Below are 23,705 nucleotides of genomic sequence, written 5' to 3' on the forward strand. Positions count from 1 at the left end.
AGGAGGAGCGGCCCGCGCCGGGGGCGACGGGTCTGATCGCGGGGTTCGGTCCCGGGATCACCGCGGAGATGGCCCTGGGCACCTGGGCCGAGGACACCGCCCGCAACCTCAACTGACCGGTGACGCAAGGCCGGTGCCGACCGAAGGGAAGCAGCACCCATGACCGACCTCATCGTCCCGGCCGGTGCCGGACGCAAACTGGTCACCCCCGCGCAGGAGGTGACGTTCAAGGCCACCAAGGACATGGGCTCGGCCGTGTCGATCTTCGAGGTGGTCGTGCCGCCCGGATTCGACGTCGGCGCGCATGTCCACGGCCAGTCCCAGGAGTTCTTCTACGTCCTGGACGGCGAGCTGGACCTGCTGTGCTTCGAGCCGGTGAGGCGCACCGGCGAGAACTGGCACGAGTGGGTGTCGGCCGACGGCGACAAGGTGGTGCGCGCCGGGCGCGGCGCGAGCATGTTCGTGCCCTCCGGGATCCCGCACGCGTTCCGCAACGCCACCCTGGAGCCGGTCACGATGCTTTTCCAGTGTTTCCCCTCGCCGGTCCACGAGGAGTACTTCGAGGAGATCGCGGAGATCTGGTCGCGGGGCGGCGGCGTGGACCCGGTGGCCGTGGAGGCCATGCGCAAACGCCACGACGTGGCCCAGATCACGGCGCTGCGCTACGAGCCGCCGCTAGGCGCCCGCATCCCGGCACAGCACACACACCAGCAGCAAAGCGGAAGGTGAACCGCGGTGGAACCGATTCCTTTGGTGCACGCGAGTTTGGGTGAGCGGGAACTGGCGGCCGTGGCCGAGGTGTTCGCCTCCGGCTGGCCGGCCGGCCAGGGCCCCAAGGGCAAGGCGCTGGAGGCGCAACTGGCAGCCAGGTACGGGGTCGGTGACGCGGTCGCCGTCGCGAACTGCGGTGCGGCCCTGCACCTGGCGATGCTCGCGCTGGGCGTCACCAGCGGCGACGAGGTCATCGTCGCCGACTACGGGTTCCCCGCGCCCGCGCAGGCCGTGCGGTACGTCGACGCCACCCCGGTCTTCGCCGACGTGCGGCCCGACACCTACACCATCGACCCGCAGGCGGTGCAGGACCTGATCACGCCGCGGACGGTCGGGGTGGTCGCCGTCGACACCGTCGGCATGCCCGCCGACTACACCGAACTGCAGGCGATCGCCGACCGGCACGGCCTGTTCGTGGTCGAGGACGCCGCGTGCGCGGTCGGCGCGACCTACCAGGGCCGGCAGGCCGGTGCGCTGGCCGAGGTCGGCTGCCTGTCCTTCCACGGCCGCAAGGGCGCCAGCAGCGGCGAGGGCGGCGCGGTCCTGGCCCGCGACCCGGAGATCGGCAAGGACGTGCGGCTGCGGTCCTCGTTCGGGATCGGCAGCATCTTCGACATGGGCAACGTGGTGGGCCTGCCCATCCCGACGTTCACCGAGATCGGCTACAACTTCAAACTGTCCGACATCGCCGCGGCGATCCTGAGCGTGCAGCTCGGCCGGATCGACGAACTCCTCAAGCGCCGCAGCGCCGTTGCCCAGGCCTACGGTGAACTGCTGGGCGACCAGGAGCTGCTGACGCTGCCGCAGGTGCCCGGCGACCGCACCCACGCCTGGCAGACCTACATGGTCACCTTGGACAAGGGCGTGGACCGGGCGGCGGTGGCCGCCGAACTGCGCGGGCAGGGCATCGGCTGCGGGCACGGCACGTTCGCCGCGCACGTGCAGCCGGTGTTCGCCACCGCGCAGACCTGCCCGGTCTCCGCGGACCTGTTCGCCCGCCAGATGGCCATCCCCATGCACGCCGAACTGACAACCGAGCAGGTCGAGCGGGTCGCGGCCGCGTTGCGCGGCGCGGTGCGCGCCCACGCGGCGACCGGAGTCCTGGGAGGGGCAGCATGACCAACACGGTGCCGACACCGGACCGCATCATGCGGCTGATCAACGGCTACTGGGCCACCGGCGTGCTCGCCGCGGCCAGCACCCACCGCGTGTTCACCCACCTTCAGCAGGGAGCGGGCACCGCCGCCGAACTCGCGCAGGCCGCGGAGATCTCCGAGCGCGGCGCGCAGACCCTCCTGGACGGCCTGGTCAGCATCGGCCTGGTCGAGCTGGGCGAGGGCGGCTACCGCAACACCGCGGAGGCCGCGACGTACCTGGTGGAGGACACGCCCGTCTCCCTGGCCCGCTTCGCCCGCCTCAAGCTCACCCACATGGGGGCGCTGGCCGACCTGGCCGAGGTCGTGCGGGTCGGCGGGCCGGTCGCCAGCCCCGTGGTGGAGGTCGCGAACAACCCGCACTGGGAGGAGATCGTGCGGGCGATCGCCGCGCAGTCGGTGCCCGGCGCCGGCATCGCCGCGCAGGTCCTGGGCCTGGCCGACGCCGGGCCGATCTCGATCCTGGACGTCGGCGGCGGCTCGGGCATCTACTCCGGGATCTGGCTCCAGGCCAACGCGCAGGCCCACGCCACCCAGCTGGACTGGGCGCCGATCAACGCCATCGCCCACCGGCTGCTGGCCGAACGCGGCGTCGCCGACCGGTTCACCAGCATCGACGGCGACTTCCACACCACCGACTTCGGCACCGACCGGCACGACGTCGCGGTGTACTCGCACATCGCCCACCAGGAGAGCCCCGAGGCGAACATCGAGGTGTTCACCCGGCTGCGGCAGGCGATCAAGCCCGGCGGGGCACTGGTGGTCTGCGACTACATCGTCGACGACGACCGCTCAGGACCGGCGTTCCCGCTGATCTTCGCCTCCGAGATGCTGCTGAAGTCCAAGCACGGCAGCACCTGGCGGCAGGCGGACTACCGCGACTGGCTGATCAAGGCGGGCTTCGAGGAGATCTCCTTCCACCGCGCGCCGCCGGCGACCCTGGCCATCGCCCGGTAAGGCGCCACACGCAAGGAAGGCACGCTGGTGACCAAGGGCTCCACGGCCTACGCCGCGATCCGGGAACGCGGCCTGCACCTGGGCCTGCTGCCGGCGATGGCCGCAGCCTTTTGTGCCGCTCCCGGCGCGACGTCGCCGGCCGACCTGCCCCGCACCGCCACCACGAAGGTGCAGCGCCTGGCTCTGGCCGACCAGCTCATCGAGCAGCTCAAGGGGCAACCGACCGGCGACGCCTGACCGCACCACCCCCCCACCCGGCACGCCCGGCAACCTTGCGTGCACCATCCCAGCCGGCGGGGAGCGGCGATGCCCCCCTCTCGCCGCTCCCTGCTCCCACGCCACCCGTGTGACACCAGGAGGAGACATGTCCGAGACCCTCGACGCCGCCGGGCAGCGCACCGCCGCCGCCAGCCGGACCACAGTCGCTGTGCCCGCCAAGTAGTGTCGGACCGGTTCCGGGTACTCCTGGCGGAGTCTTCGGGAGCTGACGCCCTTGAGGCTGTTGAACAGTTTGGACTCGGCTACTTTCGGCGGGTGGTTCACGAGCGGGTGGACGTGGTTGTTCTCGCCGTTGAACTCGACCAGTTCGCATTCGAAGTCGGTGCAGACGGGCCGCGTGATCTCTTCCATGCGCGTCAGGTGGACGTCCTTCCGAACGGTCCTCAGCGCTTAGCGCTGGCCAGGGCGTTCGGGTGTGCGCGGGTGGTCTACAACGATGCGCTTCGCGTCCGTGAGACAGCCCGCACCGCAGGCGAGGCGTTGCCCGAGGTGGCATCCGCTGTCGGCATCGACCTGGGCCTTGGGCACTTCGCGGTCCTCTCCGACGACACGAAGATCGACGCCCCGCGTTTCCTGCGCCGGGCCGAGAAGAAACTCAAGAGGGAACAGCGCCGTTTGTGCCGCAAGGCCAGGGGATCGAAGAACAGGGACCAGGCCCGCATCAAGGCTGAAGGGGCTCGCCCGTACGCGCTTGGCCAAGTCCGTCCACGACGCGGGATGGTCCGCGTTCGTGACGATGCTGGAGTACAAGGCCGCGAAGTTCGGCCGCCGCTTCCTGCGCATCGGACGGTTCGAGCCGACCTCCCAGGTCTGCTCGCAGTGCGGCGTCGAGGACGGCCCCAAGCCCCTGCACATTCGAGTGTGGGAATGCGGGGCTTGCGGGGCCGTCCTCGACCGGGACATCAACGCGGCGGTCAACGTCGCCAAGGCCGCCGGACTGGCGGTGTCAGCCTGTGGAGCGCAGGTAAGACCGGTACTCGTACCGGCCCAGCGCGGTGAAGCAGGAACCCACCGAGACGGTCAACCGACCGTGGTAGGAATCCCCGGGCTTTAACCCGGGGAGCGGAAGTCAAATCGTCAAGCTCGAGCCGATCGCCTCGGCGCCGGCGACGAACTCGTCGAACTGCTCGCCCCCACCATCCAGCGCTACCTGGTGGCCTGAACGATCGCCGACCGTCCCCCAAACGAAGAGGGCTCGACACACCATGGCCACAGACCAGCCGACCACCACGATGCCCCGGCCGCAGGCACCCCCGGCGACCGGAGCTGCCACCGCCGTCGCGCACCCCAACATCGCCCTGATCAAGTACTGGGGCAAACGCGACGAGGAACTCGTCCTGCCGCGCACCGACAGCCTGTCGATGACGCTGGGCATCTTCCCCACCACCACCACCGTCACCCTGGCGCCCGGCGCCGGACACGACACGGTGACCCTCAACGGCCACAGCGCCCAGGGCGAGGCGCTGCGCCGCGTCACCACCTTCCTGGACCTGATACGCCGCCAGTCCGGCCGCAGCGAGCACGCCGTCGTCGACACGGTCAACACCGTGCCCACCGGCGCGGGCCTGGCCTCCTCCGCCAGCGGCTTCGCCGCACTGGCGACGGCCGGCGCCGCCGCCTACCAACTGGACCTGGACGCAACGCACCTGTCCCGCCTGGCCCGCCGCGGCTCCGGCTCCGCCTCCCGGTCGGTCTTCGGCGGCTTCGCGCTGTGGCACGCCGGGACCGGCACCCTCACCCAGGCCGACCTCGGCTCCTACGCCGAACCCGTGCCCGCGGCCGCAGGACTCGACCCCGCGCTGGTCATCGCCGTCGTCAACGCCGGAGCCAAGGCCGTCTCCAGCCGCGCCGCGATGCGCCGCACCCTCGACACGTCCCCGCTGTACGAGGCGTGGGCCGCCTCCAGCGCCGGCGACCTGACGCAGATCCGCGCCGCACTGCTGGCCGGCGACCTCGACACCGTCGGGGAGATCGCCGAACGCAACGCGCTGGGCATGCACGCCACGATGCTCGCCGCCCGCCCGGCCGTCCGCTACCTGTCACCGGCCACCGTCACCGTCCTGGACCGCGTACTGCGCCTGCGGCAGGACGGCATCAGCGCCCACGCCACCATGGACGCCGGCCCCAACGTGAAGGTGCTGTGCCACGCCGCGGACGCCGACCAGGTCGCCGACGCACTGCGCGGCGCGGTCGGCCCGGGCGCGGTGCACATCGCCCGCCCCGGCCCCGGCGCCCACCTGCTGCCGGCCGCCACCTGACACCCCGCCACGCGACACGGCACCAGGAAACGAGGCCCGGCCCGCCGCCGGGCTTCCTCCTGCCGGCTCGCGTGGCGGTGCCGCACACCTTTCCGCCCATGAGACGGCCGCACCGCCGCGGCCGTCGGCACCGTCATGTCACCACCACCTGAGGGGAACCAGCCGCATGACCGAAGTCGCGATCCTCGGTACCGGCGCCTACGTGCCGGATCGGGTTGTGTCCAATGACGACGTCGGCGCGGCGGCCGCAGTCGACGACGCCTGGGTCACCCGCAAGACCGCCATCCGCGCCCGCCGTTGGGCCGCTCCCGAGCAGGCCACCTCGGACCTGGCCGCGGCCGCCGGACGCGCCGCGCTCGCCTCGGCCGGCCTCACCGCCGCGGACCTGTCGGTGATCGTCGTGGCCACCTCGACCCCGGACCGGCCGCAGCCGCCGACCGCCGCCTACGTCCAGCACCTGCTCGGCGCGGTCGACGCGGCGGCCTTCGACGTCAACGCCGTCTGCTCCGGCGAGGTGTTCGCGCTCGCCGCCGTCGAGGGAGTCCTGGCCCGCAAGGGCGGCCACGCCCTGGTCATCGGCGCCGACGTGTACTCGCGGATCCTCAACCCCGCCGACCGCAGGACGGTCGTGCTCTTCGGCGACGGCGCCGGCGCGATGGTCCTGGGCACCGGCGCGGGCGGCGCCCGCATCCGCAACATCGCCGCGCACAGCTTCGGCGACCTGGCCCACCTGATCGAGGTGCCCGCCGGCGGCAGCCGGCTGCCCGCCGACCAAGCAGCCCTCCAGGCCGGCCTGCAGTACTTCACGATGGACGGCCGCGGCGTGCGCGCCTTCGTCGAGGAGCGGCTGCCGCAGCTGACCAAGCAGTTCCTCCACGAGAGCGGCGTCGTCCCCGACGACATCGCCCACTTCGTGCCGCACCAGGCCAACGGCGTGATGCTGCAGACCGTCTTCGAGGAACTGGCCCTGCCCCGCGCCACCATGCACCTGACCCTGGACCGCTACGGCAACACCGGCGCCGCCTCCATCCCGATCACCCTGGACGAGGCCGCCCGCGCCGGCGCCTTCCACCCCGGCGACCTGGTCCTGATGGCCGGATTCGGCGGCGGTATGTCGGCGGGATTCGCCCTCGTCGAATGGTGACCGGACCCGCCTGACACCCCTGGACGCCGAGCCCGCACGGCACCGTTCACGGCTGTGGCCCCCGTCGCCCGACAACGGCAGGAACTTTCCGACCATGACAACGACACACCGCACCCTGTGCGTGATCGGTGCCGGCCCCCGCGGCCTGTCCGTCCTGGAACGCCTGTGCGCCAACGCCCGCGAACTGCCTGCGGGCAGCACCGTCCACATCCACGTCATCGACCCCTACCCGCCGGGCGCGGGCCGGGTCTGGCGCACCGACCAGTCCCGGCAGCTGCTGATGAACACCGTCGCCGGGCAGATCTCGGTGTTCACCGACGCCAGCGTGGACCTGGCCGGCCCCCTGGAGCCCGGACCCAGCCTCCACCAGTGGTCGCAGGCCCTGCTCGCCGGCGACGTCGGCGACAACCACCCCGCGCACCTGCTCCAGGAGGCGGGCGCGCTGGGCCCGGACACTTACCCCACCCGCGGCTTCTACGGCCACTACCTGCAATGGGCCTGGCACCGGATCGTGCACGGCGCCCCGCAGTCGGTGACCGTCACCCACCACGCGGCCCTCGCCGTCACCCTCGACGACGACACCGCAACCGCACACCCGACGACCGGCCCACTCCAGCACATCACCCTGTCCGACGGGACAGCCCTGGACGGTCTGGACGCGGTGGTCCTGTGCCAGGGCCATCTCCCGGCCGGGCCCGCGGCGGCCGAGCGGGAGTTCGTCGCCAGGGTCCGCCAGGCGGGTCTTGCCTACATCGGTCCGGCGAACCCGGCGGATGTGGACCTGGCGGTGCTGCCGGCCGGCGGGCGGGTGCTGCTGCGCGGGCTGGGCCTGAACTTCTTCGACTACATGGCCCAGTTGACCGCCGGACGCGGCGGAACCTTCACCCGCGTCCTGGGCGCACTGCACTACCGGCCCTCGGGCCGCGAACCGGTGCTGTTCGCCGGATCACGGCGCGGCGTGCCCTACCAAGCCCGCGGAGAGAACGAGAAGGGCCCGCACGGCCGCCACGAACCCGTGGTCCTCACCGCCGACCGCGTCCGGCAACTGCGCCGCGAACACGCCACCACCGGACTGGACTTCAAGGACCACCTGTGGCCGTTGATCGCGCGTGAGGTCGAGACGGTGTACTACCGCACCTTGCTGTCCTCCCGGGGGCATGTCACGCGGGCGGCGCAGTTGGAGCGGGAGTATCTGGCTGCCGGTTACGGCCCGGGTGAGGTGGATCCGGTGCTGGGGAGTTTCGGTATCGGGGAGAAGTACCGGCTGGACTGGGAGTTGCTGGCGCGGCCGTATCGGGACCGGGACTTCGTCTCGGTGCGGGACTTCACGAACTGGCTGCTGGACTATCTGCGGGAGGATGTCGCCGAGGCCGGTGCGGGCAATGTGAGCGGGCCGTTGAAGGCGGCGCTGGACGTGCTGCGGGATCTGCGGAACGAGGTGCGCCTGGCGGTGGACCACGGCGGGCTGCACGGGGAGTCCTACCGGCGGGATCTGGACGGCTGGTACACCCCGTTGAACGCGTTCTTGTCGATCGGTCCTCCGGCGCGCCGGGTGGAGGAGATGATCGCGCTGATCGAGGCGGGTGTCCTGCACATCATCGGGCCGCAGATCATCGTCGTCCCCGAGGAGGGCGGGTACCGGGTGCGTTCGCCGCTGGTGCCGGGTTCGGGGGTGGTTGTGGATGCTCTGGTGGAGGCGCGGTTGCCGGAGATCAGCGTCGCCCGCACCGGGGATGCGCTGCTGCGGCACCTGCTGGACAGTGGTCAGGCCGCGCGGTACCGGATCCGGTCGCGTTCGGGTGGTGTGCTGGTCACCGATGGGCTTGCGGTCACCGGGCGTCCGTTCCATGTGGTGGATGCCGGTGGCAGGGCGCATCCGCGGCGTCATGCGTTCGGGGTGCCGACGGAGTCGGTGCACTGGGTGACCGCCGCGGGGATCCGGCCGGGGGTGAACTCGGTGACCCTCACTGACTCCGACGCCATCGCCCGCGCCGCCCTCGGCCACCCCGACCACCCCGCCGACGAACACCGCGACCACCCGGCCGACGAGCGCCGCGGACGTGAAGAACGCCGCGGACGTGAAGAACGCCGCGGACGTGAAGAACGCCGCGGGGGCCGGGCGTCGTTGCCGACGCCCGGCTGAACCTCAGCGCTGCCGGCGCAGCGCGATCTGCGTGAGCTCGTCGATGTCGAACTGCGAACGGCCCGGCGTGCCGTACCGGGTGATCTTGCCGCGGCTCACCCACTTGCGGATCGTCGCCTCGGACACGCCCGCGGCCAGCGCGGCCACGTTCGTGGGCACCAGCCGGTGGTGCGGCGGTTTGCCCGCGCGCGGCCGGCCGTCGCCGTCCGCACCGCCGGCGGCGGCGCAGTGATCGATGCATGCATGTCCGCGGTGTGTCCCCACGCGCACTGGAGGATCCCCTTCCCGGTGTTCTCGATGGGCCGCCGCCAGGCGCGCAGCGCCGGCGTGCAGCCCTCCACGGCACACTTTTCTGCCGGACACGTGAAATTCACTCGCGCCGGGTTGAACATGCGCAATCAATCCGCCCGAAACCGTCGATCTTGAATTCACGAAATGGCCGGTGGGCGGCTGCGCGGAAAGGCCGCCCGAGGCTGGTCCGCGCGGTGTTTCCGCGGACCCGAGCGACGTTCCATCCACGCTCCTTCACCAGGTGGTTCGTCCTGCACCCGCACCGGGCGTCCGCTGCGCCGAGCGCAGCGGCAATCGGTGGGACGGCCCTGCGGTCGAAAAGGGCGGGGGAGTGGCGCTCATTTCCCCCGTGGCGGCGCCCCGATGTGAAATCCCTGGGTGCACACCGGAGGTTTCCACGGGGCCGTTCGGGGTGTCAACGCTCACCATGCGCGAAGTCGATCGGCCCTAAAGGCAGACTCCAGGTCCGCCCCATGCCCGTGTGGTCAGCTGGGGCCACCGACGTCGTTGCCCGAACCCAAGGAGATTCCTGTGACTGCCGACGTGACCACCGGCGGCGGCCCGCAGGCCGTCGACCTCGCGCGCCGCACCAGCGCCGACCTTTTGCGGCGCGTGGAGGAGCGGCTGGGCCGGCTGCTGGCCGCCGAACGCGAGAGCTGGGCGCAGGTCGACGAGCGCACGCTCGTGCCCATCGACGCGCTCGCGGAGCTGATCGCCTCGGGCGGCAAACGGATCCGGCCCGCGTTCTGCGTCGCCGGGTACCTGGCCGCCGGCGGCGACGCCGCCGCCGAGGGGATCGTGGCGGCCGCCGCGGCCCTGGAGATGCTGCACGTGTCGCTGCTGGTCCACGACGACGTCCTGGACGACTCCGACCGGCGCCGCGGACTGCCGACCGTCCACGCCAAGCACATCGCGCTGCACCACGACCGCGGCTTTCAGGGCGAGTCCCGCCGGTACGGCGAGGGCGTGGGCATCCTGGCCGGGGACCTGGCGATGTCCTACGCCGAGGAGCTGATGTCGCAGGCGCCGGCGACCGCGTCCGCCGACTGGCACAAACTGTGCTCCGAAGTCCTCATCGGCCAGTACATGGACGTCGCGGCCGCCGCCGAGTTCTCCGTCGACCCGGCCGTCTCCCGGCTCATCGCCCGGATCAAGTCCGGCCGCTACACCATCCACCGGCCCCTGGTCGTCGGCGCGAGCGCGGCCGGACGCACCGACCTGGCCGCCGCGTTCGCCGAGTACGGCGAGGCCGTCGGTGAGGCGTTCCAGCTGCGCGACGACCTGCTGGACGCCTTCGGGGACTCCGCCGACACCGGCAAGCCCGCCGGACTGGACTTCACCCAGCACAAGATGACGCTGCTGCTGGGCTGGGCCATGCAACGCGACGACTCCATCGCCACGCTGATCACCGAGCCCGGCCACAGCAGCCAGGAGGTGCGCGCCTACCTGGTGGACACCAAGGTCCCCGACGACGTCGAAGCGCACATCGCCTCCCTGGTCGACCTGGGCTGCAAGGCCATCGCGGACGCGCCGATCGCCCCGGTGTGGCGCGAGGAGCTGAAAGTCATGGCCCGCAAGGTCGCCTACCGCAACGCCTGAACACCTTCCCGCACCATCGGCGGCACCGTGCCCGCACCCGGCGGGGCGGTGCCGCAGCCACGCACGAGTCTTGTCGACGTCCCGCATCCGTTCTCACACCGTCAGGGGTCCATCGTGTCTCAATCCGTCGCCACCCAGGCCTTCACCGACGAGGCGGAGCTGCGCCGCAGCAACCGCGCGATCGTCGAGCAGTACATGAACACCACGGGCGAGGACCGGCTGCGCCGGCACGAGCTGTTCACCGAGGACGGCGTCGGCGGCCTGTGGACCACCGACACCGGCTCCCCGGTGGCCACGCACGGCCGGGACCGGCTGGGCGAGCACGCGGTGTGGTCCCTGAAGTGCTTCCCGGACTGGGAGTGGTACAACATCAAGATCTTCGAGACCGACGACCCCGACCACTTCTGGGTGGAGTGCGACGGCCACGGCAAGATCTGCTTCGGGGACTACCCGCAGGGCTACTACGAGAACCACTTCCTGCACTCGTTCGAGTTCGAGGGCGGCCTGATCAAGCGGCAGCGCGAGTTCATGAACCCCTTCCAGCAGCTGCGGGCGCTGGGCATCCCCGTCCCGGAGATCAAGCGCACGGGCATCCCCACCTGACGTCGCCTCGAGTCCCCACCGCTGGAACGGAGTTACGCAATGAACGACGTCGTGAAGGACGTCACCCGCGACATTCGGGTCCGGCGGGCGCTGCAGCAGCCCGAATGGAGCGACCTGTCGCAGCTGGCCCGGGTCGACGAGGCGCTCGCCGCCCGCCCCACCCTGGTCCAGCCCGACGACGTGGCCGCGATGCGGACGGTGCTGGGCACGGTCGCCGCCGGCCGGGCCCTGGTGATCCAGGCCGGGGACTGCGCCGAGGACCCGCAGGAGTGCCGGCCCGAGCACGTGACGCGCAAGGCCGCGGTGCTGGACCTGCTGGCCGGCGCCCTGGGCCTGATGACCGGCAAGCCGGTGCTGCGCGCGGGACGCATCGCGGGCCAGTTCACCAAACCCCGCTCCGCCGCGAGCGAGATCGTCGACGGCGTCGAACTGCCCTCGTTCCGCGGCCACATGGTCAACAGCCCCGAAGCAGACGCGGAAAGCCGCCGCGCCGACCCGCTGCGGATCCTCACCGGCTACATGGCCGCCAGCGACGTCATCGACCACCTGGGCTGGCGCGAACGCCCCACGGGCCCGGGCGTGCTCACCCCGGCGGTGTGGACCAGCCACGAGGCGCTGCTGCTGGACTACGAGGTGCCGATGCTGCGCACCGACGAGCAGGGCCGGCTGTTCCTGGGCTCCACCCACTGGCCGTGGATCGGTGAACGCACCCGGCAGATCGACGGCGCCCACGTCGCGATGCTCGCGCAGGTCGTCAACCCGGTGGCGTGCAAGGTCGGGCCGGGTATGGAACCCGAGGAACTGCTGGCACTGTGCGAGCGCCTGGACCCGTGGCGCGACCCGGGCAAGCTCACCCTGATCGCGCGGATGGGCGCCGGCCACGTCACCGACCGGCTGCCGCGGCTGGTCCAGGCCGTGCGCGAGGCCGGCTACCCGGCGATCTGGCTCACCGACCCGATGCACGGCAACACCGTCACCGCACCCAGCGGCCACAAGACCCGGCTGGTGGAGACCGTCGCGCTGGAGGTGTCGAGGTTCGTGACCGCGGTGCGGCAGGCCGGCGGCGTGCCCGGCGGCCTGCACCTGGAGACCACGCCCGACGACGTCACCGAGTGCGCCACCGGCCGCGACGGCCTGGACCGCGTCGGCGAACGCTACACCTCGCTGTGCGACCCGCGGCTGACCCCCCGCCAGGCCCTGTCGGTGATCTCCGCGTTCCGCCCCTGACCCACCACCCCCCCGCACACCGCGACGATCGGGCCGGGCCGCACCCCCCGACAAGGGGGTGCGGCCCGGCCCGATCCCGTTCCCGGCGGGGCCCCGGCGGGGCCCCGGCGGGGCGGTCTCAGCGCACGGGGCGGTGCCGGCGGGCCTTGGGGGTCCTGGAGACCCGGAAGTTGGCCATCATGCCCATGTCGGCGTGGTCGAACATGTGGCAGTGGTACACGTAGGTGCCCTCGTAGCCGGTGAACGTCGCCTGCAGTTTGACGGTCTCGCCGGGCATCAGCGCCACGGTGTCCTTCAGGCCGCTCTCCGGCCCGGAGGTGACCGGCTTCCCGTCGCGTTCCAGGACCCGGAACTGCACCAGGTGCAGGTGGAAGTTGTGCGGGGTGAACAGGTTGCCGTTGGTCACCGTCCAGATCTCGGTGGCCCCGTACTCGATCTCGGTGTCGATCCGGTCCATGTCGTAGGTCTTGCCGTTGATGAACGCCTCGCCGCTCAGCCCGGTCTCGTCCATGGCCAGCACGAAGCTGCGGTTGACGGTGGCCGGCGGCAGCGCCGGCAGGTGCCGCAAGGCGGCCGGGACCCGGCTGGTGTCCGCGGCCGGGCCGGTCACCCGGAACTGCAGGACCTGCCCGACCTGGTCGGCGGGGTCGCCCGGCAGCTGCGGCGCGGTGTTGGCCAGCACCAGCGTGGTGCCGGCCGGGTAGCGGGAGAAGTCGACGACGATGTCGGCGCGTTCACCCGGTGACAGCGCCACCGACGTGACATCCAGCGGCTGTTCCAGCAGCCCGCCGTCCGAGCCGATCTGCTGGAAGCCCGACCCGTCGGCCAACTGCAGCGTGAAGAACCGCATGTTGGCGGTGTTGAACAGCCGGAAGCGGTACTTGCGCGCGGCGACCTCGAAGTACGGCCAGGCCTTGCCGTTGGCCATCAGCACGGTACGGCCCGCGTAGTCGCCCATCACGTACACCAGCTGCCCGTCGTCGTCGAACCGCGCGTCGCGCAGCGCGATCGGCACGTCGTGGGCACCCGAGGGCAGGTCCAGGGACTGCTCGACCTGGTCGGTCAGCAGGTAGTAGCCGGTCAGCCCGCGGTAGACGGTCTCGGACTCCATGTGGTGCGCGTGGTCGTGGAACCACAGGTTCGCGTGCGGCTGGCTGTTGGGGTAGGTGTACGTCTTGCTGCCGCCACCGGGCGCGATCAGGTCCATGGGGGAGCCGTCGCTGCTCTGCGGCACGTGCGCGCCGTGCAGGTGCACCGAGGTCGGCACGTCCAGCTGGTTGGTCTGCCTGACCACCACCCGCTGCCCGGACACCGCCTTGATCACCGGGCCGGGGAAGGCCCCGTTGAAGGTCCGCACCCGCGTGGTGCGCCCGGGCAGGATCTCCGCGTCCGCCTCCTTCATCGTCATCTCGTAGTAGGCGGCCGCCCCGGAGGTGAACGTCGGCTTGAGGACCTGCGGCACCGGCATCGCCTGCTGGAACTGCGCGATGCCCGACGCCCCGAGGTCGGCCGCCCGCGCCGGGCTGGAGCCGGCGCGCAGCAGCAGGCCCGCGCCGCCGAGGCTGCCGGTCAGGGCCGCCCCTGCCACGAGGACGCTTCGGCGCTGGATCATGTCTTTCCCCCAAAAGGTGCTGTGAAGTCAGGGACGCAACGAAACCATTGTTTCTGCTGCTGTTTCTGATGCACAAAATGCCCGGCTCCGCCATGGAGGCCCTGGAGCCCCACTGGAGAACGCCGGCCGGCCGCCGCGGTTGCGGGACGGCCGGCCCGGGGTTTGTGGCCGCGGACTCCAGGCGACCTCAAGCCGGCTGGGCAAGACTCGCCGACGTACGGGCCGCAACCGGCCCCCCACCTCGGCGTGTTCGCGCACCGCGCCGACCGCCGGACAACGGTCGGTCCGTTCGACGACGACGGACCACCCGGTGCCCAGCCCCGCAACGTCGTCCGCAGCACCGCAACCCTGCACTGCTGCACCGCCGGTACCCCACGGGCGGTACCCCGACGCCCACCGCCGGACCCCTGGCACCACGCCCGGGGCAGTCGATCCTCCGTTCGCCCTGACGAAGGGACCCCATGGCCACCACCCGACCCCGCCCCAGGGCCGCCGGCCGCGTCGAAGCCGTCGAGGCCGCGCTGCGGCAGTTCTTCGCCGCACGGCAGGCCGAGGCCGACGCGATCAGCCCGGCCTACGCGACCGCGGTCACCGAACTGGAGAGCTACGTGCTGCGCGGCGGCAAGCGCGTACGACCGACCTTCGCCTTCCTCGGCTGGATCGGCGCCGGCGGCGACCCCGAGGGCCCCGACGCCGAGGCGGTGCTGCGCTGCTGCTCGGCGCTGGAGCTGTTCCACGCCTACGGCCTGATCCACGACGACGTCATCGACGCCTCCGCCACCCGCCGCGGCGCGCCCGCCGCACACGTGCTGTTCGCCGAGCAGCACCGGGCCCGCTGCTGGTCCGGGGACGCGGACCTGTTCGGGGTGGGCGCCGCGATCCTGGTCGGCGACCTGGCCCAGGGCTGGGCCGACGACATGATCCGCACCTGCGGGCTGCCCGAACCCGCCCTGGCGCGGGTGTCCCCGGTGTGGTCGGCGCTGCGCACCGAGGTCCTGTGCGGGCAACTGCTCGACCTGACCGCCGAGGCGGCCGGCGAGGAGGACATCGACACCCCGGTACTGGTCGACCAGTACAAGACCGCCTCCTACACCGTGGAGCGGCCCCTGCACATCGGCGGCGCGATCGCCGACGCCGACCCCGAACTCATCGCCGCCTACCGGGCGTTCGGCATCGGCATCGGTGTCGCCTTCCAGCTGCGCGACGACCTGCTGGGCGTGTTCGGCGCCCCGCAGGAGACCGGCAAGCCGTCGGGTGACGACCTGGTCCAGGGCAAGCGCACCACGCTGTTCGCGGCCGCCTTGAAGTACGCCGACGAGCAGGACCCGGACGCCGCGAAGTTCCTGCGGGCCAAGATCGGCAACCCGATCGACGACGAGGAACTGGCCCAGATGCGCGCCATCATCACCGGCGTGGGAGCCGTCGACCACGTGGAACGCGACATCGCCACCCGCACCGACCGGGCCCTTGCCGTCCTGCGGGCCAGCACCGCCACCGACGACGCCAAGGACCAGCTGACCGCGATGGCCATCCGCGCGACGCAGCGGACCTCCTGAACCCCGCCGCGCCGCGGCCCGGCACCCGCCCGCTCCGACGCCACAGACCGGGCGGGTGCCGGGCCGTCACCAGGTATTGCCCCCGCCGCGACCGCGGCCTTGGGCCCCGACTCGCACCCGGGGGCCGGCCGCGCCCCTGAGGGTTCAGCGGCCGCCCCGTGCGTACCGCTCCCGGCCCCGGCCGGTGGGCGCGTTCCGTCCCCTTTTCCCGTTTCCGTGTGCGTTTCGATCCGCTCGGACATCCACTTCAGGAGCATGGCATGAGGCCACCGAACCATGTGCGTTCAGCCCCGACCGCCTGGCCCGCGCAAGTCGACCCGGTGGCGTTCACCCGGGCCACCTCCCAGCTGGCCGCCCACGTCGCCGGCAGGGTCGAGGCCGACGGCGCGATACGCGAGGACTGCCGCAGCAGAGTGCTGGAGTCCGCGCTCGCCCTGACGCTGATGACCCGCACCCAGCAGGCCTCCCCGGCCCGCGACCGGGTGCTGGCCTACCTGCGCGGGCACCTGGACACCCCGCACGAGTTCGACCGGGTGCTGGCCACCCTGGCCGTCGGGCGGGCCGCCGCCGGCGGGCAGGGCGCCGGCGACTCCGACCTCATCGACAAGCTCACCGACGCGCTGCTGGGCGCGGCACCGGAGTTCATCTCCGCGCGGCGCCGCCGGATGCTCTACGCGGTGCTGTCGGTGCTGGGCTGCACTCTGCCGGCCGGCGTGGTCCCGGCCGCCGACGAGGCCGCCCCCACCGACCCCATCCACTCCTGGGCCGCGGTCCAGCAGGCCGCCGTCACGCTCATCCTCAGCAGCGCGGCCGGCGTCAGCAACAAGGCCACCACAGCCGCCCTGGACACCCTGACCGCCACCGCGCCGGCCACCGCGGTCTGGGAGGGCTACGTCCTGCTGCACCTGCTGGCGCTGCACGCCCTGGCCGGCGTTCCCGGGCAGGAGGCGACGGTGCGCGGCGGGGTGGAGCAGCTGCTGCGCCACCAGCGCGAGGACGGCGGTTTCCCGTTCGTGCTGGAGATGCAGAACTGGTGCACCTCCACCGCCGCGATCGCGCTGGCCGCGGCCGGCGGCCCGCCCGCCCAACTGCGGTCCATCGCCGACCTGTTCGCCGCCCACCAGGACGACGCGCCGCAACGCGGCCTGGCGCTGGCGCTGGCGCGCGGCGCGGTCCTGGACGGCGGCTGGTCCATCGGCCCGAACGTCGCGCAGACCGACGTCGACTGCACCTCGTGCATCCTGGAGTTCCTCCAGGACACCGACCCGGCCGCCTACGCCGCCTCGATCCGCCGCGGCGTCGACTCGCTGCTGGCGGTGCAGAACAGCGACGGCGGTTTCCCCACCTACGTCGCCGGCGCCACCTCCGAGCCGTGCATGACCGCGGCCGCCGTCAACGCCCTGGCGCCGCACCCGGCGACCGCACCGGCCCGCCGCCGCGCCCTGGGCCTGCTGGCCGACAGCCAGCTCGCCGACGGCGGCTTCGAACCCGGCTGGAGCCGCAGCCGCCTGCACACCATGTTCCGGGCCCGCCTGGCGGCCGGCACCGCCGAACCCACCGACACCCGCACCGCCGCGATGGCGCAGCGCATCCAGACCTCGGTGCACCAGACGCAGAACCCCGACGGCGGCTGGGGCATGCAGCCCGGCGACCCCAGCGACGACATCAGCACCGCCTACGCCCTGATCACCCTCAGCTGCGGCGAGGGCACCGAACCGATCGGCCGCGGCCTGGCCTGGCTGCTGGAACGGCAGCACACCGACGGCAGCTACGACGGCCCGCCCGACATGGTCGGCCCCCGCCCCTTCGCCTACCACCTGCCGATCCTCACCGACATCCCGGTGCTCCTGGCGTTCGGGCACCTGCGCACCAAGCTCCTGCCGCAGGCACCGCAACTGCAGGCCAGCGGCCACGCCGCGGTGTGAACCCCCAGCCCCCCGGGACCCGGCCCGGCGCGATCACGGCCGTGCGTGACCGCGCCAGGGCCCGGCCCCGGGGCCCGCACCCCACCCCCGTCAAGGGACCGCGTCTCAGCCCGGACTCCAGCGCAGGTCAAGGCCGTTGCGTCGATAATCTGGCATGAGCAACCCACCCGGGAGCAGCCGGCCGGGCACCGCGAGACCGGGCGGCTGAACCCGCACGGGGCCGGCCCCGTCCCGGCAATGCGGCCGCCCCGCACGCCGCCCGGCCGGCGGCACCGCAAGGGCCCCGGCCCGCCGCCAAGCCGCCGCCAACCCGACGCCCAGCCCACGCCAAGACGCACCGCCGATGCTCCGCTCACCGGCAGCACGCCCGCGTTCCCTTAACGACACCTGGGGTTTTCGATGTCCGCAACAGCCACCACCGACGTCCTGAACGCGGCCGTGCAGGAGGCGGCCGCCCTGCTGGGCCTGCCCGCCTCCCGCGCACGCATGGAACCGGTCCTGACCACCTACCACGACGCGCTCACCTCCTCGCCCATCGTGTGGAACATCGTCAACAGCGGCGGCGCCATCAAGGACCTGTCCTTCGACTTCGCCTCGCCCACCAGCCTCGGCGAGCCCTACACACTGGCGGTCGCCCACGGCCTGGCCGAAGACGTCGACCACCGCATACGCGCCCTGCTCCCCGACATCCAGGCCCGCTTCCAGGTGCAGAGCTACGGCGTCGACTACGGCGTGAACGGCGGGTTCAACAAGGCCTACGTGTGCTTCCCCATCGGCGCCCTGCAGCACCTGGCGCCGCTGGCCCAGGTGCCCTCGATGCCGCCGGCCCTGGCCGAGCACACCGCCGCGTTCACCGCCCACGGCCTGGACGGCAAGGTCTCGGCCATCGCGGTCGACTACGCGCACCGCACCTGGAACGTGTACTTCAACGGCCTGAGCGACGCCCACGTGCAGCGCAACGCGGTCACAGCGCTGCTCCGCGACCTGGCCCTGCCGGCCGCCGGCGAGCAGATGCTGGACTTCATCTCCGCCTCCCAGGCGGTGTACTTCACCTTCGGCTGGGACTCCGCGAAGATCGAACGGATCAGCTTCTCGGTGCGCACCACCGACCCCACCGTGCTGCCCGCCGGCATCGACCCGGCCTTCGAGACGTTCGCCCGCAACGCCCCCTACACCTACCCCGGCGACCGCACCCTGGTCTTCGCCGGCGCGATCACAGCCAGCGAGGAGTACTACAAACTCGCCGCCTACTACCAGTCGATCACCAGCGCGCATGACCGCTTCCGCGCCGCGAACTGACGTTGCGCGGCACGCCGCGCCGCCCGGGACCGCGCACGGGGCCGTGAACCGGCGGACGTAGAACAGGGCCCGGCACGCGCCACCACCCGGCCCGGCCGGCCGGCCCCGCGCCCCTGCCCACCCGCGACCGGGCCGCCCGAGCCACCCCCCAAGCCAGGAACTGGAGCCATGTCCGGCATACCGTCCATCTGTGCGTATCCGCTGCCCGCCGAGGGCGACCTGCCGCCGGCCGCCGTGCCCTGGAAGGCCGACCCCGACCGGCTGGTCCTGCTCATCCACGACATGCAGCGCTACTTCCTCAAACCCTTCCCCGACACCCTGCGGCACGACCTGGTCCGCAACACCGCGCAACTGCGCGCCCGGTGCGCCGAACTGGGCGTGCCCATCGCCTACACCGCCCAGCCCGGCGGCATGACCGACGCCGAACGCGGCCTGCTCAAGGACTTCTGGGGCCCGGGCATGCGCACCACCCCCGAAGACCGGCAGGTCGTCGACGAACTCGCCCCCGCCGAGCAGGACTGGCAGCTCACCAAATGGCGCTACAGCGCCTTCTTCAAGTCCGACCTGCTGCAGCGGATGCGCGCCGCCGGCCGCGACCAGATCGCGGTCGCCGGGGTCTACGCACACGTCGGGGTCCTGGCCACCTGCGTGGACGCCTTCACCCACGACATCCAGCCGTTCTACCTCGCCGACGCCACCGCCGACTTCTCGCAGGACTACCACCGCTCGGCCCTGACCTACGCCGCCGAACGCTGCGCCCGCGTCACCACCGTCAAGGGCCTGTTCTCGTGAACGCCGCCGACCTGCTGGACCAGGCACTGGCCTCGCCCGGGCAGCCCTACGCGCTGCTGCACCGCCCCGGCACCACCGCAGGGGGCATCATCGAGGTCCTCACCGGCCAGGTGACGCTGCCCGCCACCCTCGCCGACATCCCCCTGCCCGACCCCGACAGCGGTGGCGCGGGCGGCCACGAGGTGCTGGTCGTCATCCCCTACCGGCAACTGGCCGAACGCGGCTTCGCCTGCGCCGACGACGGCACGCCCCTGGTGGCGATGACCGTCACCGGACAGCAGCAACTGCCGCTGCACGAGGCGCTGTCCCGCATCCCCGACGTCGCGACCCCGCTGGACGGCGGCGACTTCGACGTCGACGACGCCGCCTACGAGGAAGTGGTGCGCCGCATCGTCAAGGAGATGATCGGCACCGGGGAGGGCGCGAACTTCGTCATCAAACGCACCTTCGTCGCCGACATCACCGGCTACAGCCCGGCCAGCGCCCCCGCGCTGTTCCGCCGCCTGCTGGAAGGCGAGTCCGGCGCCCACTGGACGTTCCTGATCCACACCGGCACCCGCACCCTGGTCGGCGCCTCACCCGAGCGGCACGTCAGCGTCCAGGACGGCACAGCCGTGATGAACCCCATCAGCGGCACCTACCGCTACCCGCCCTCGGGCCCCACCCTTCCCGGCGTCCTGGACTTCCTCGCCGACCGCAAGGAGACCGACGAGCTGTACATGGTCCTGGACGAGGAACTGAAGATGATGGCCCGCATCTGCGACCAGGGCGGCCGCGTCGTGGGCCCCTACCTCAAAGAGATGGCCAAGGTCGCGCACACCGAGTACTTCATCGAGGGCCGCACCGACCGCGACGTCCGCGACATCCTTCGCGAGACCATGTTCGCGCCCACCGTCACCGGCAGCCCACTGGAAAGCGCCTGCCGCACCATCACCCAGTACGAGATGGGCGGCCGCGGCTACTACAGCGGCGCCGCCGCCCTGATCGGCCGCGACGACGCCGGCCGGCGCACCATGGACTCCGCGATCCTCATCCGCACCGCCGACATCGACCAGACCGGACGAATCGGCATCGGCGTGGGCGCCACCATCGTGCGGCACTCCGACCCCGCCTCCGAAGCCGCCGAGACCCGCGCCAAGACCGCCGGCGTGCTGGCCGCCCTCGGCGGGCGGCGCCAGGACCGCTTCGCCGACCACACCCAGGTCCGCCGGGCCCTGGCCGCCCGCAACGACACCATCGCCGACTTCTGGCTCGCCGACACCACCACCCGCACCTCGTCCTGGCCGCAACTGGCCGGCCGCAGCGTCCTGATCGTCGACGCCGAGGACACCTTCACCTCCATGCTCGACCAGCAACTGCGGTCCTTGGGCCTGCGGGTGACCCTCCGCCGCTTCGACGACCCCTACGAACTCGACGGCCACGACCTGGTCGTCATGGGCCCCGGCCCCGGCGACCCCCAGGAGACCGCCCACCCCAAGATGCACCACCTGCACACCGCCGTGGACACCCTCCTGCGCCGCCACCGCCCGTTCCTGGCCGTGTGCCTGAGCCACCAGGTCCTGGGCCTGCGCCTGGGCCTGCCGCTGCGCCGCAAGGACGTCCCCAACCAGGGCCTGCAAAGCCGCATCGACCTGTTCGGCGCGGACGAACACGTCGGCTTCTACAACACCTTCGCCCTCCTCGCCGACCACGAGGAGTTCACCGCCGACGGCATCGGAACCGTCCGCGTCAGCCGGGACACCGCCACCGGCGAGGTCCACGCCCTGCGCGGACCCGGCTTCGCCTCCCTGCAGTTCCACCCCGAATCCGTCCTGACCCGGCAAGGACCGCGGATCGTCGCCACCGCCCTCGCCGCCCTGCTCGACCCCCAGCCGCCCGCCTGAACACCCCAAACCCGCCCCCCTATCGTGAAGACCAGTGGGAGAGTCCATGCACAGTTACGTCGTCGTCGACGCGTTCGCACGGGAGCCACTGACCGGCAACCCGGTCGCGGTGTTCTTCGAAGCCGACGACCTGACCGGCGAGCAGATGCAAGCCATCGCCCGCGAGATGAACCTGTCGGAGTCCACGTTCGTGCTGCGCCCCGACCACGACGGCGACGTCCACGTGCGGATCTTCACCCCGGTCAACGAACTGCCCTTCGCCGGCCACCCACTGCTCGGCACCGCCATCGCGCTCGGCGCCCGCATCCCCGGCGACACCCTGCGGATCGAAACCGCGATGGGCCTGATCCCCTTCGCACTCCAGCGCGCCGGCACCACCACCGTCGCCGCCCGCATGCGCCAGCCCGTCCCGGTGTGGGAGCCCTTCGACCGCACCGAGGAACTCCTGGAAGCCCTCGGCATCACCGAGACCGCCCTGCCGGTGGAGATCTACCGCAACGGCCCCCGGCACGTCCTGGTGTGCCTGGAGAGCATCGAGGCCCTGTCGAAACTCGACCCCGACCACCGCGCCCTGTCCCGCTTCCCCGACATGGCCGCCAACTGCTTCGCCGGATCCGGCACCCACTGGCGCAACCGCATGTTCTCGCCCGCCTACGGTGTCGTCGAGGACGCCGCCACCGGCTCGGCCGCCGGCCCCATCGCCATCCACATCGCCCGCCACGGCCTGGGCGCCTACGGAACGCACATCGAGATCACCCAGGGCGTCGAGATCGGCCGCCCCTCTCCCATGGGCGCCCTCGTCCACGGAGAAGGCGACCGGGTCGACACCGTCGACGTCGACGGCCACGGCGTCGTCGCGCTGGAAGGAACACTGCATGTCTGACCTGCCCCAGTCCACCACCTTGACCGCCACCGGGCCCGGGGGCAGCACCCGCTCCGAGACACTCACCGCCACCGTCGCCGTGGACTTCCCCGAGTTCACCGCGCCCCCGGCCGAACCGCTGGGCCTGCTCGCCAACTGGCTGCAGGACAGCGTCACCCGCGGGGTGCGCGAACCGCGCGCCCTGGCCCTGGCCACCGCCGGCACCGACGGCCGCACCTCCACCCGGATCGTGGCCCTGAACTCCCTCAACGACACCGGGATCGTCTTCATCACCCACCGCGACAGCCGCAAGGGCCGGGACCTGGCCGCCAACCCCTGGGCGTCGGGCGCGCTGTACTGGCGCGAGACCAGCCAGCAGATCAACCTCGCCGGCCCCACCCACCTGCTGCCCGCCGCAGAGACCGAAGCCCTGTGGTTCGCCCGCCCGGTCTTCACCCACGCCATGACCAGCGCCTCCCGGCAGAGCCGCCCCCTGGACACCCTGCAGGACTTCGAGGAACTGCGCGCCAAGGCCCTTGAGTTGGGCGCCGACCACAAGCCCCTGCCCTGCCCCGAGACGTTCGTGGCCTTCCACATGGAACTGGCCAGCGTGGAGTTCTGGGCCAACGGCACCGACCGGCTGCACGAACGGCTGCGCTACGACCGCACCGGCGACCACTGGCAGATCAGCCGGCTCCAGCCCTGACCCGGCCGCAGCACCTCGCCCACGCCCCTTCGAACACCCGGGAAGCACCGTGACCTCACCCGCCCCGATCGCGACCACCCCCTGCCCCGACCCCGTCACGGGCGCCGGCGCGTTCACCAGCCACGACGACCTGCGCGCCCGCAACCTGCACGCCGTCCAGCAGTACCTGCAGACCACCGCGGCCGCGCGGCTCGAGCGCTACACCCTCTACACACCCGACGGCACCGCGTCGCTGTTCTACACCGACATCGGCCGGCCCATCACCGTCAAGGGCCGGGACAACCTCAAACGCCACGGCGAGCTGTCGTTGCAGGTACTGCCCGACTGGCAGTGGATCGACCCGCAGATCTACCAGACCCAGGACCCGTCGGTGATCTGGGTCGAATGCGACGGCGAGGGCACCATCCGCTTCCCCGGCTACCCCCAGGGCCACTACCGCAACCACTTCATCCACGGCTTCACCCTCAGCGACGGCCTGATCGTCTCCAGCCGCGAATACACCAACCCGATCGAGCACATGCGCTCGCTGAGCATCGACACCCCCCACATCAACCGGGACTGGATCCCCACCTGACCCAGCCCCGTCCCGCACAGCACACCCAACTCCCGCCGGTGGGCCCGGCCTTCGGCCCACCAGGCGGGCG

At 72.0% G+C, this 23,705-nt stretch carries 20 protein-coding genes and 4 pseudogenes; 21 read left to right on the forward strand and 3 right to left on the reverse strand.

Annotated features, from left to right (window positions below; translation table 11 throughout):
• The 5 genes and pseudogenes from ACH4TG_RS39015 to ACH4TG_RS39035 form a co-directional block, all read left to right on the forward strand.
• Window positions 1-116, forward strand: a pseudogene (locus tag ACH4TG_RS39015) (type III polyketide synthase); the annotation flags it as partial.
• Window positions 117-159: 43 nt separating this feature from the next.
• Complete coding sequence (locus ACH4TG_RS39020) at window positions 160-729, forward strand: cupin domain-containing protein (RefSeq protein ID WP_398247738.1); 570 nt, start codon at window positions 160-162, stop codon at window positions 727-729.
• A gap of 6 nt (window positions 730-735) precedes the next feature.
• Window positions 736-1,890: a DegT/DnrJ/EryC1/StrS family aminotransferase gene (locus ACH4TG_RS39025; protein ID WP_398247740.1), complete on the forward strand. Its 1,155-nt coding sequence runs from the start codon at window positions 736-738 to the stop codon at window positions 1,888-1,890.
• Window positions 1,887-2,882 (forward strand): methyltransferase dimerization domain-containing protein, encoded by a 996-nt coding sequence (locus ACH4TG_RS39030; RefSeq protein ID WP_398247742.1) that lies wholly within the window; start codon window positions 1,887-1,889, stop codon window positions 2,880-2,882. Before ACH4TG_RS39025 ends, ACH4TG_RS39030 begins: the two co-directional genes overlap by 4 nt.
• Window positions 2,883-2,909: 27 nt before the next feature.
• Window positions 2,910-3,119: a hypothetical protein gene (locus ACH4TG_RS39035; RefSeq protein WP_398247744.1), complete on the forward strand. Its 210-nt coding sequence runs from the start codon at window positions 2,910-2,912 to the stop codon at window positions 3,117-3,119.
• A 198-nt stretch (window positions 3,120-3,317) separates the two neighbouring features.
• Here the strand turns inward: ACH4TG_RS39035 and tnpA are convergent.
• Window positions 3,318-3,530 (reverse strand): annotated as a pseudogene (gene tnpA / locus ACH4TG_RS39040) (IS200/IS605 family transposase); the annotation flags it as partial.
• Here tnpA and ACH4TG_RS39045 point away from each other — a divergent pair.
• The 5 genes and pseudogenes from ACH4TG_RS39045 to ACH4TG_RS39065 form a co-directional block, all read left to right on the forward strand.
• Window positions 3,522-3,581: pseudogene (locus ACH4TG_RS39045) on the forward strand (hypothetical protein); the annotation flags it as partial. The pseudogenes tnpA and ACH4TG_RS39045 sit on opposite strands and share 9 nt — an antisense overlap.
• A 48-nt stretch (window positions 3,582-3,629) precedes the next feature.
• Window positions 3,630-4,215, forward strand: a pseudogene (locus ACH4TG_RS39050) (zinc ribbon domain-containing protein); the annotation flags it as partial.
• Between the two features lie 178 nt (window positions 4,216-4,393).
• Window positions 4,394-5,419: a diphosphomevalonate decarboxylase gene (gene mvaD / locus ACH4TG_RS39055; RefSeq protein WP_398247829.1), complete on the forward strand. Its 1,026-nt coding sequence runs from the start codon at window positions 4,394-4,396 to the stop codon at window positions 5,417-5,419.
• A 166-nt stretch (window positions 5,420-5,585) separates the two neighbouring features.
• A complete protein-coding gene (locus ACH4TG_RS39060; protein ID WP_398247746.1) occupies window positions 5,586-6,563 on the forward strand; it encodes a 3-oxoacyl-ACP synthase III family protein in 978 nt (325 codons plus the stop codon).
• 94 nt (window positions 6,564-6,657) lie between these two features.
• A complete protein-coding gene (locus ACH4TG_RS39065; protein ID WP_398247748.1) occupies window positions 6,658-8,706 on the forward strand; it encodes an FAD/NAD(P)-binding protein in 2,049 nt (682 codons plus the stop codon).
• A 3-nt stretch (window positions 8,707-8,709) separates the two neighbouring features.
• Here ACH4TG_RS39065 and ACH4TG_RS39070 read toward each other — a convergent pair whose 3' ends face one another.
• Complete coding sequence (locus ACH4TG_RS39070) at window positions 8,710-8,865, reverse strand: hypothetical protein (RefSeq protein WP_398247750.1); 156 nt, start codon at window positions 8,863-8,865, stop codon at window positions 8,710-8,712.
• 663 nt (window positions 8,866-9,528) lie between these two features.
• Between ACH4TG_RS39070 and ACH4TG_RS39075 the strand changes: the two genes are divergently transcribed.
• From ACH4TG_RS39075 to ACH4TG_RS39085, 3 genes are all read left to right on the forward strand, one after another.
• The gene (locus ACH4TG_RS39075) at window positions 9,529-10,596 is read left to right on the forward strand and encodes a polyprenyl synthetase family protein (RefSeq protein WP_398247752.1); all 1,068 of its coding nucleotides are present in this window, start codon (window positions 9,529-9,531) and stop codon (window positions 10,594-10,596) included.
• Between the two features lie 114 nt (window positions 10,597-10,710).
• Complete coding sequence (locus tag ACH4TG_RS39080; protein ID WP_398247754.1) at window positions 10,711-11,199, forward strand: PhzA/PhzB family protein; 489 nt, start codon at window positions 10,711-10,713, stop codon at window positions 11,197-11,199.
• 39 nt (window positions 11,200-11,238) lie between these two features.
• On the forward strand, window positions 11,239-12,426 hold the full coding sequence (locus ACH4TG_RS39085; protein WP_398247756.1) for a 3-deoxy-7-phosphoheptulonate synthase: 1,188 nt from the start codon (window positions 11,239-11,241) through the stop codon (window positions 12,424-12,426).
• A 118-nt stretch (window positions 12,427-12,544) separates the two neighbouring features.
• Here ACH4TG_RS39085 and ACH4TG_RS39090 read toward each other — a convergent pair whose 3' ends face one another.
• Complete coding sequence (locus tag ACH4TG_RS39090) at window positions 12,545-14,038, reverse strand: multicopper oxidase family protein (protein WP_398247758.1); 1,494 nt, start codon at window positions 14,036-14,038, stop codon at window positions 12,545-12,547.
• A gap of 461 nt (window positions 14,039-14,499) precedes the next feature.
• Here ACH4TG_RS39090 and ACH4TG_RS39095 point away from each other — a divergent pair, with 461 nt between their 5' ends.
• The 8 genes from ACH4TG_RS39095 to ACH4TG_RS39130 all read left to right on the forward strand — a co-directional run bounded on the left by ACH4TG_RS39095 (window position 14,500) and on the right by ACH4TG_RS39130 (window position 23,635).
• Window positions 14,500-15,594, forward strand: a complete 1,095-nt coding sequence (locus tag ACH4TG_RS39095) for a polyprenyl synthetase family protein (protein WP_398247759.1) — start codon at window positions 14,500-14,502, stop codon at window positions 15,592-15,594.
• 260 nt (window positions 15,595-15,854) lie between these two features.
• Entirely contained in the window at window positions 15,855-17,519 is a 1,665-nt protein-coding gene (locus tag ACH4TG_RS39100; protein ID WP_398247761.1) for a prenyltransferase/squalene oxidase repeat-containing protein, read from the forward strand.
• A gap of 399 nt (window positions 17,520-17,918) precedes the next feature.
• On the forward strand, window positions 17,919-18,818 hold the full coding sequence (locus ACH4TG_RS39105; protein ID WP_398247763.1) for an aromatic prenyltransferase: 900 nt from the start codon (window positions 17,919-17,921) through the stop codon (window positions 18,816-18,818).
• Between the two features lie 168 nt (window positions 18,819-18,986).
• Window positions 18,987-19,610 (forward strand): isochorismatase family protein, encoded by a 624-nt coding sequence (locus tag ACH4TG_RS39110; RefSeq protein WP_398247765.1) that lies wholly within the window; start codon window positions 18,987-18,989, stop codon window positions 19,608-19,610.
• Window positions 19,607-21,493, forward strand: coding sequence for an anthranilate synthase family protein (locus ACH4TG_RS39115; protein WP_398247767.1), 1,887 nt, complete (start codon window positions 19,607-19,609; stop codon window positions 21,491-21,493). Before ACH4TG_RS39110 ends, ACH4TG_RS39115 begins: the two co-directional genes overlap by 4 nt.
• Window positions 21,494-21,539: 46 nt before the next feature.
• Window positions 21,540-22,376 (forward strand): PhzF family phenazine biosynthesis isomerase, encoded by an 837-nt coding sequence (locus ACH4TG_RS39120; RefSeq protein ID WP_398247769.1) that lies wholly within the window; start codon window positions 21,540-21,542, stop codon window positions 22,374-22,376.
• Entirely contained in the window at window positions 22,369-23,061 is a 693-nt protein-coding gene (phzG, locus tag ACH4TG_RS39125; protein WP_398247771.1) for a phenazine biosynthesis FMN-dependent oxidase PhzG, read from the forward strand. The genes ACH4TG_RS39120 and phzG overlap by 8 nt, the downstream gene beginning before the upstream one ends.
• A 49-nt stretch (window positions 23,062-23,110) precedes the next feature.
• Window positions 23,111-23,635: a PhzA/PhzB family protein gene (locus tag ACH4TG_RS39130; RefSeq protein ID WP_398247773.1), complete on the forward strand. Its 525-nt coding sequence runs from the start codon at window positions 23,111-23,113 to the stop codon at window positions 23,633-23,635.
• Window positions 23,636-23,705: the final 70 nt, after the last annotated feature.

Origin of the sequence: Streptomyces sp. NPDC020917 (genome assembly GCF_044333795.1) — a bacterium.
GTDB lineage: Bacteria > Actinomycetota > Actinomycetes > Streptomycetales > Streptomycetaceae > Actinacidiphila.

Excerpts from the sequence above, each read along its gene's own strand:
- ACH4TG_RS39020 (WP_398247738.1), top strand. The coding sequence starts at position 160 with ATGACCGACCTCATCGTCCCGGCCGGTGCCGGACGCAAACTGGTCACC.
- ACH4TG_RS39030 (WP_398247742.1), top strand. The coding sequence starts at position 1,887 with ATGACCAACACGGTGCCGACACCGGACCGCATCATGCGGCTGATCAAC.
- mvaD (WP_398247829.1), top strand. The coding sequence starts at position 4,394 with ATGCCCCGGCCGCAGGCACCCCCGGCGACCGGAGCTGCCACCGCCGTC.
- ACH4TG_RS39060 (WP_398247746.1), top strand. The coding sequence starts at position 5,586 with ATGACCGAAGTCGCGATCCTCGGTACCGGCGCCTACGTGCCGGATCGG.
- ACH4TG_RS39065 (WP_398247748.1), top strand. The coding sequence starts at position 6,658 with ATGACAACGACACACCGCACCCTGTGCGTGATCGGTGCCGGCCCCCGC.
- ACH4TG_RS39085 (WP_398247756.1), top strand. The coding sequence starts at position 11,239 with ATGAACGACGTCGTGAAGGACGTCACCCGCGACATTCGGGTCCGGCGG.
- ACH4TG_RS39090 (WP_398247758.1), bottom strand. The coding sequence starts at position 14,038 with ATGATCCAGCGCCGAAGCGTCCTCGTGGCAGGGGCGGCCCTGACCGGC.
- ACH4TG_RS39095 (WP_398247759.1), top strand. The coding sequence starts at position 14,500 with ATGGCCACCACCCGACCCCGCCCCAGGGCCGCCGGCCGCGTCGAAGCC.
- ACH4TG_RS39100 (WP_398247761.1), top strand. The coding sequence starts at position 15,855 with ATGAGGCCACCGAACCATGTGCGTTCAGCCCCGACCGCCTGGCCCGCG.
- ACH4TG_RS39105 (WP_398247763.1), top strand. The coding sequence starts at position 17,919 with ATGTCCGCAACAGCCACCACCGACGTCCTGAACGCGGCCGTGCAGGAG.
- ACH4TG_RS39110 (WP_398247765.1), top strand. The coding sequence starts at position 18,987 with ATGTCCGGCATACCGTCCATCTGTGCGTATCCGCTGCCCGCCGAGGGC.
- ACH4TG_RS39120 (WP_398247769.1), top strand. The coding sequence starts at position 21,540 with ATGCACAGTTACGTCGTCGTCGACGCGTTCGCACGGGAGCCACTGACC.
- phzG (WP_398247771.1), top strand. The coding sequence starts at position 22,369 with ATGTCTGACCTGCCCCAGTCCACCACCTTGACCGCCACCGGGCCCGGG.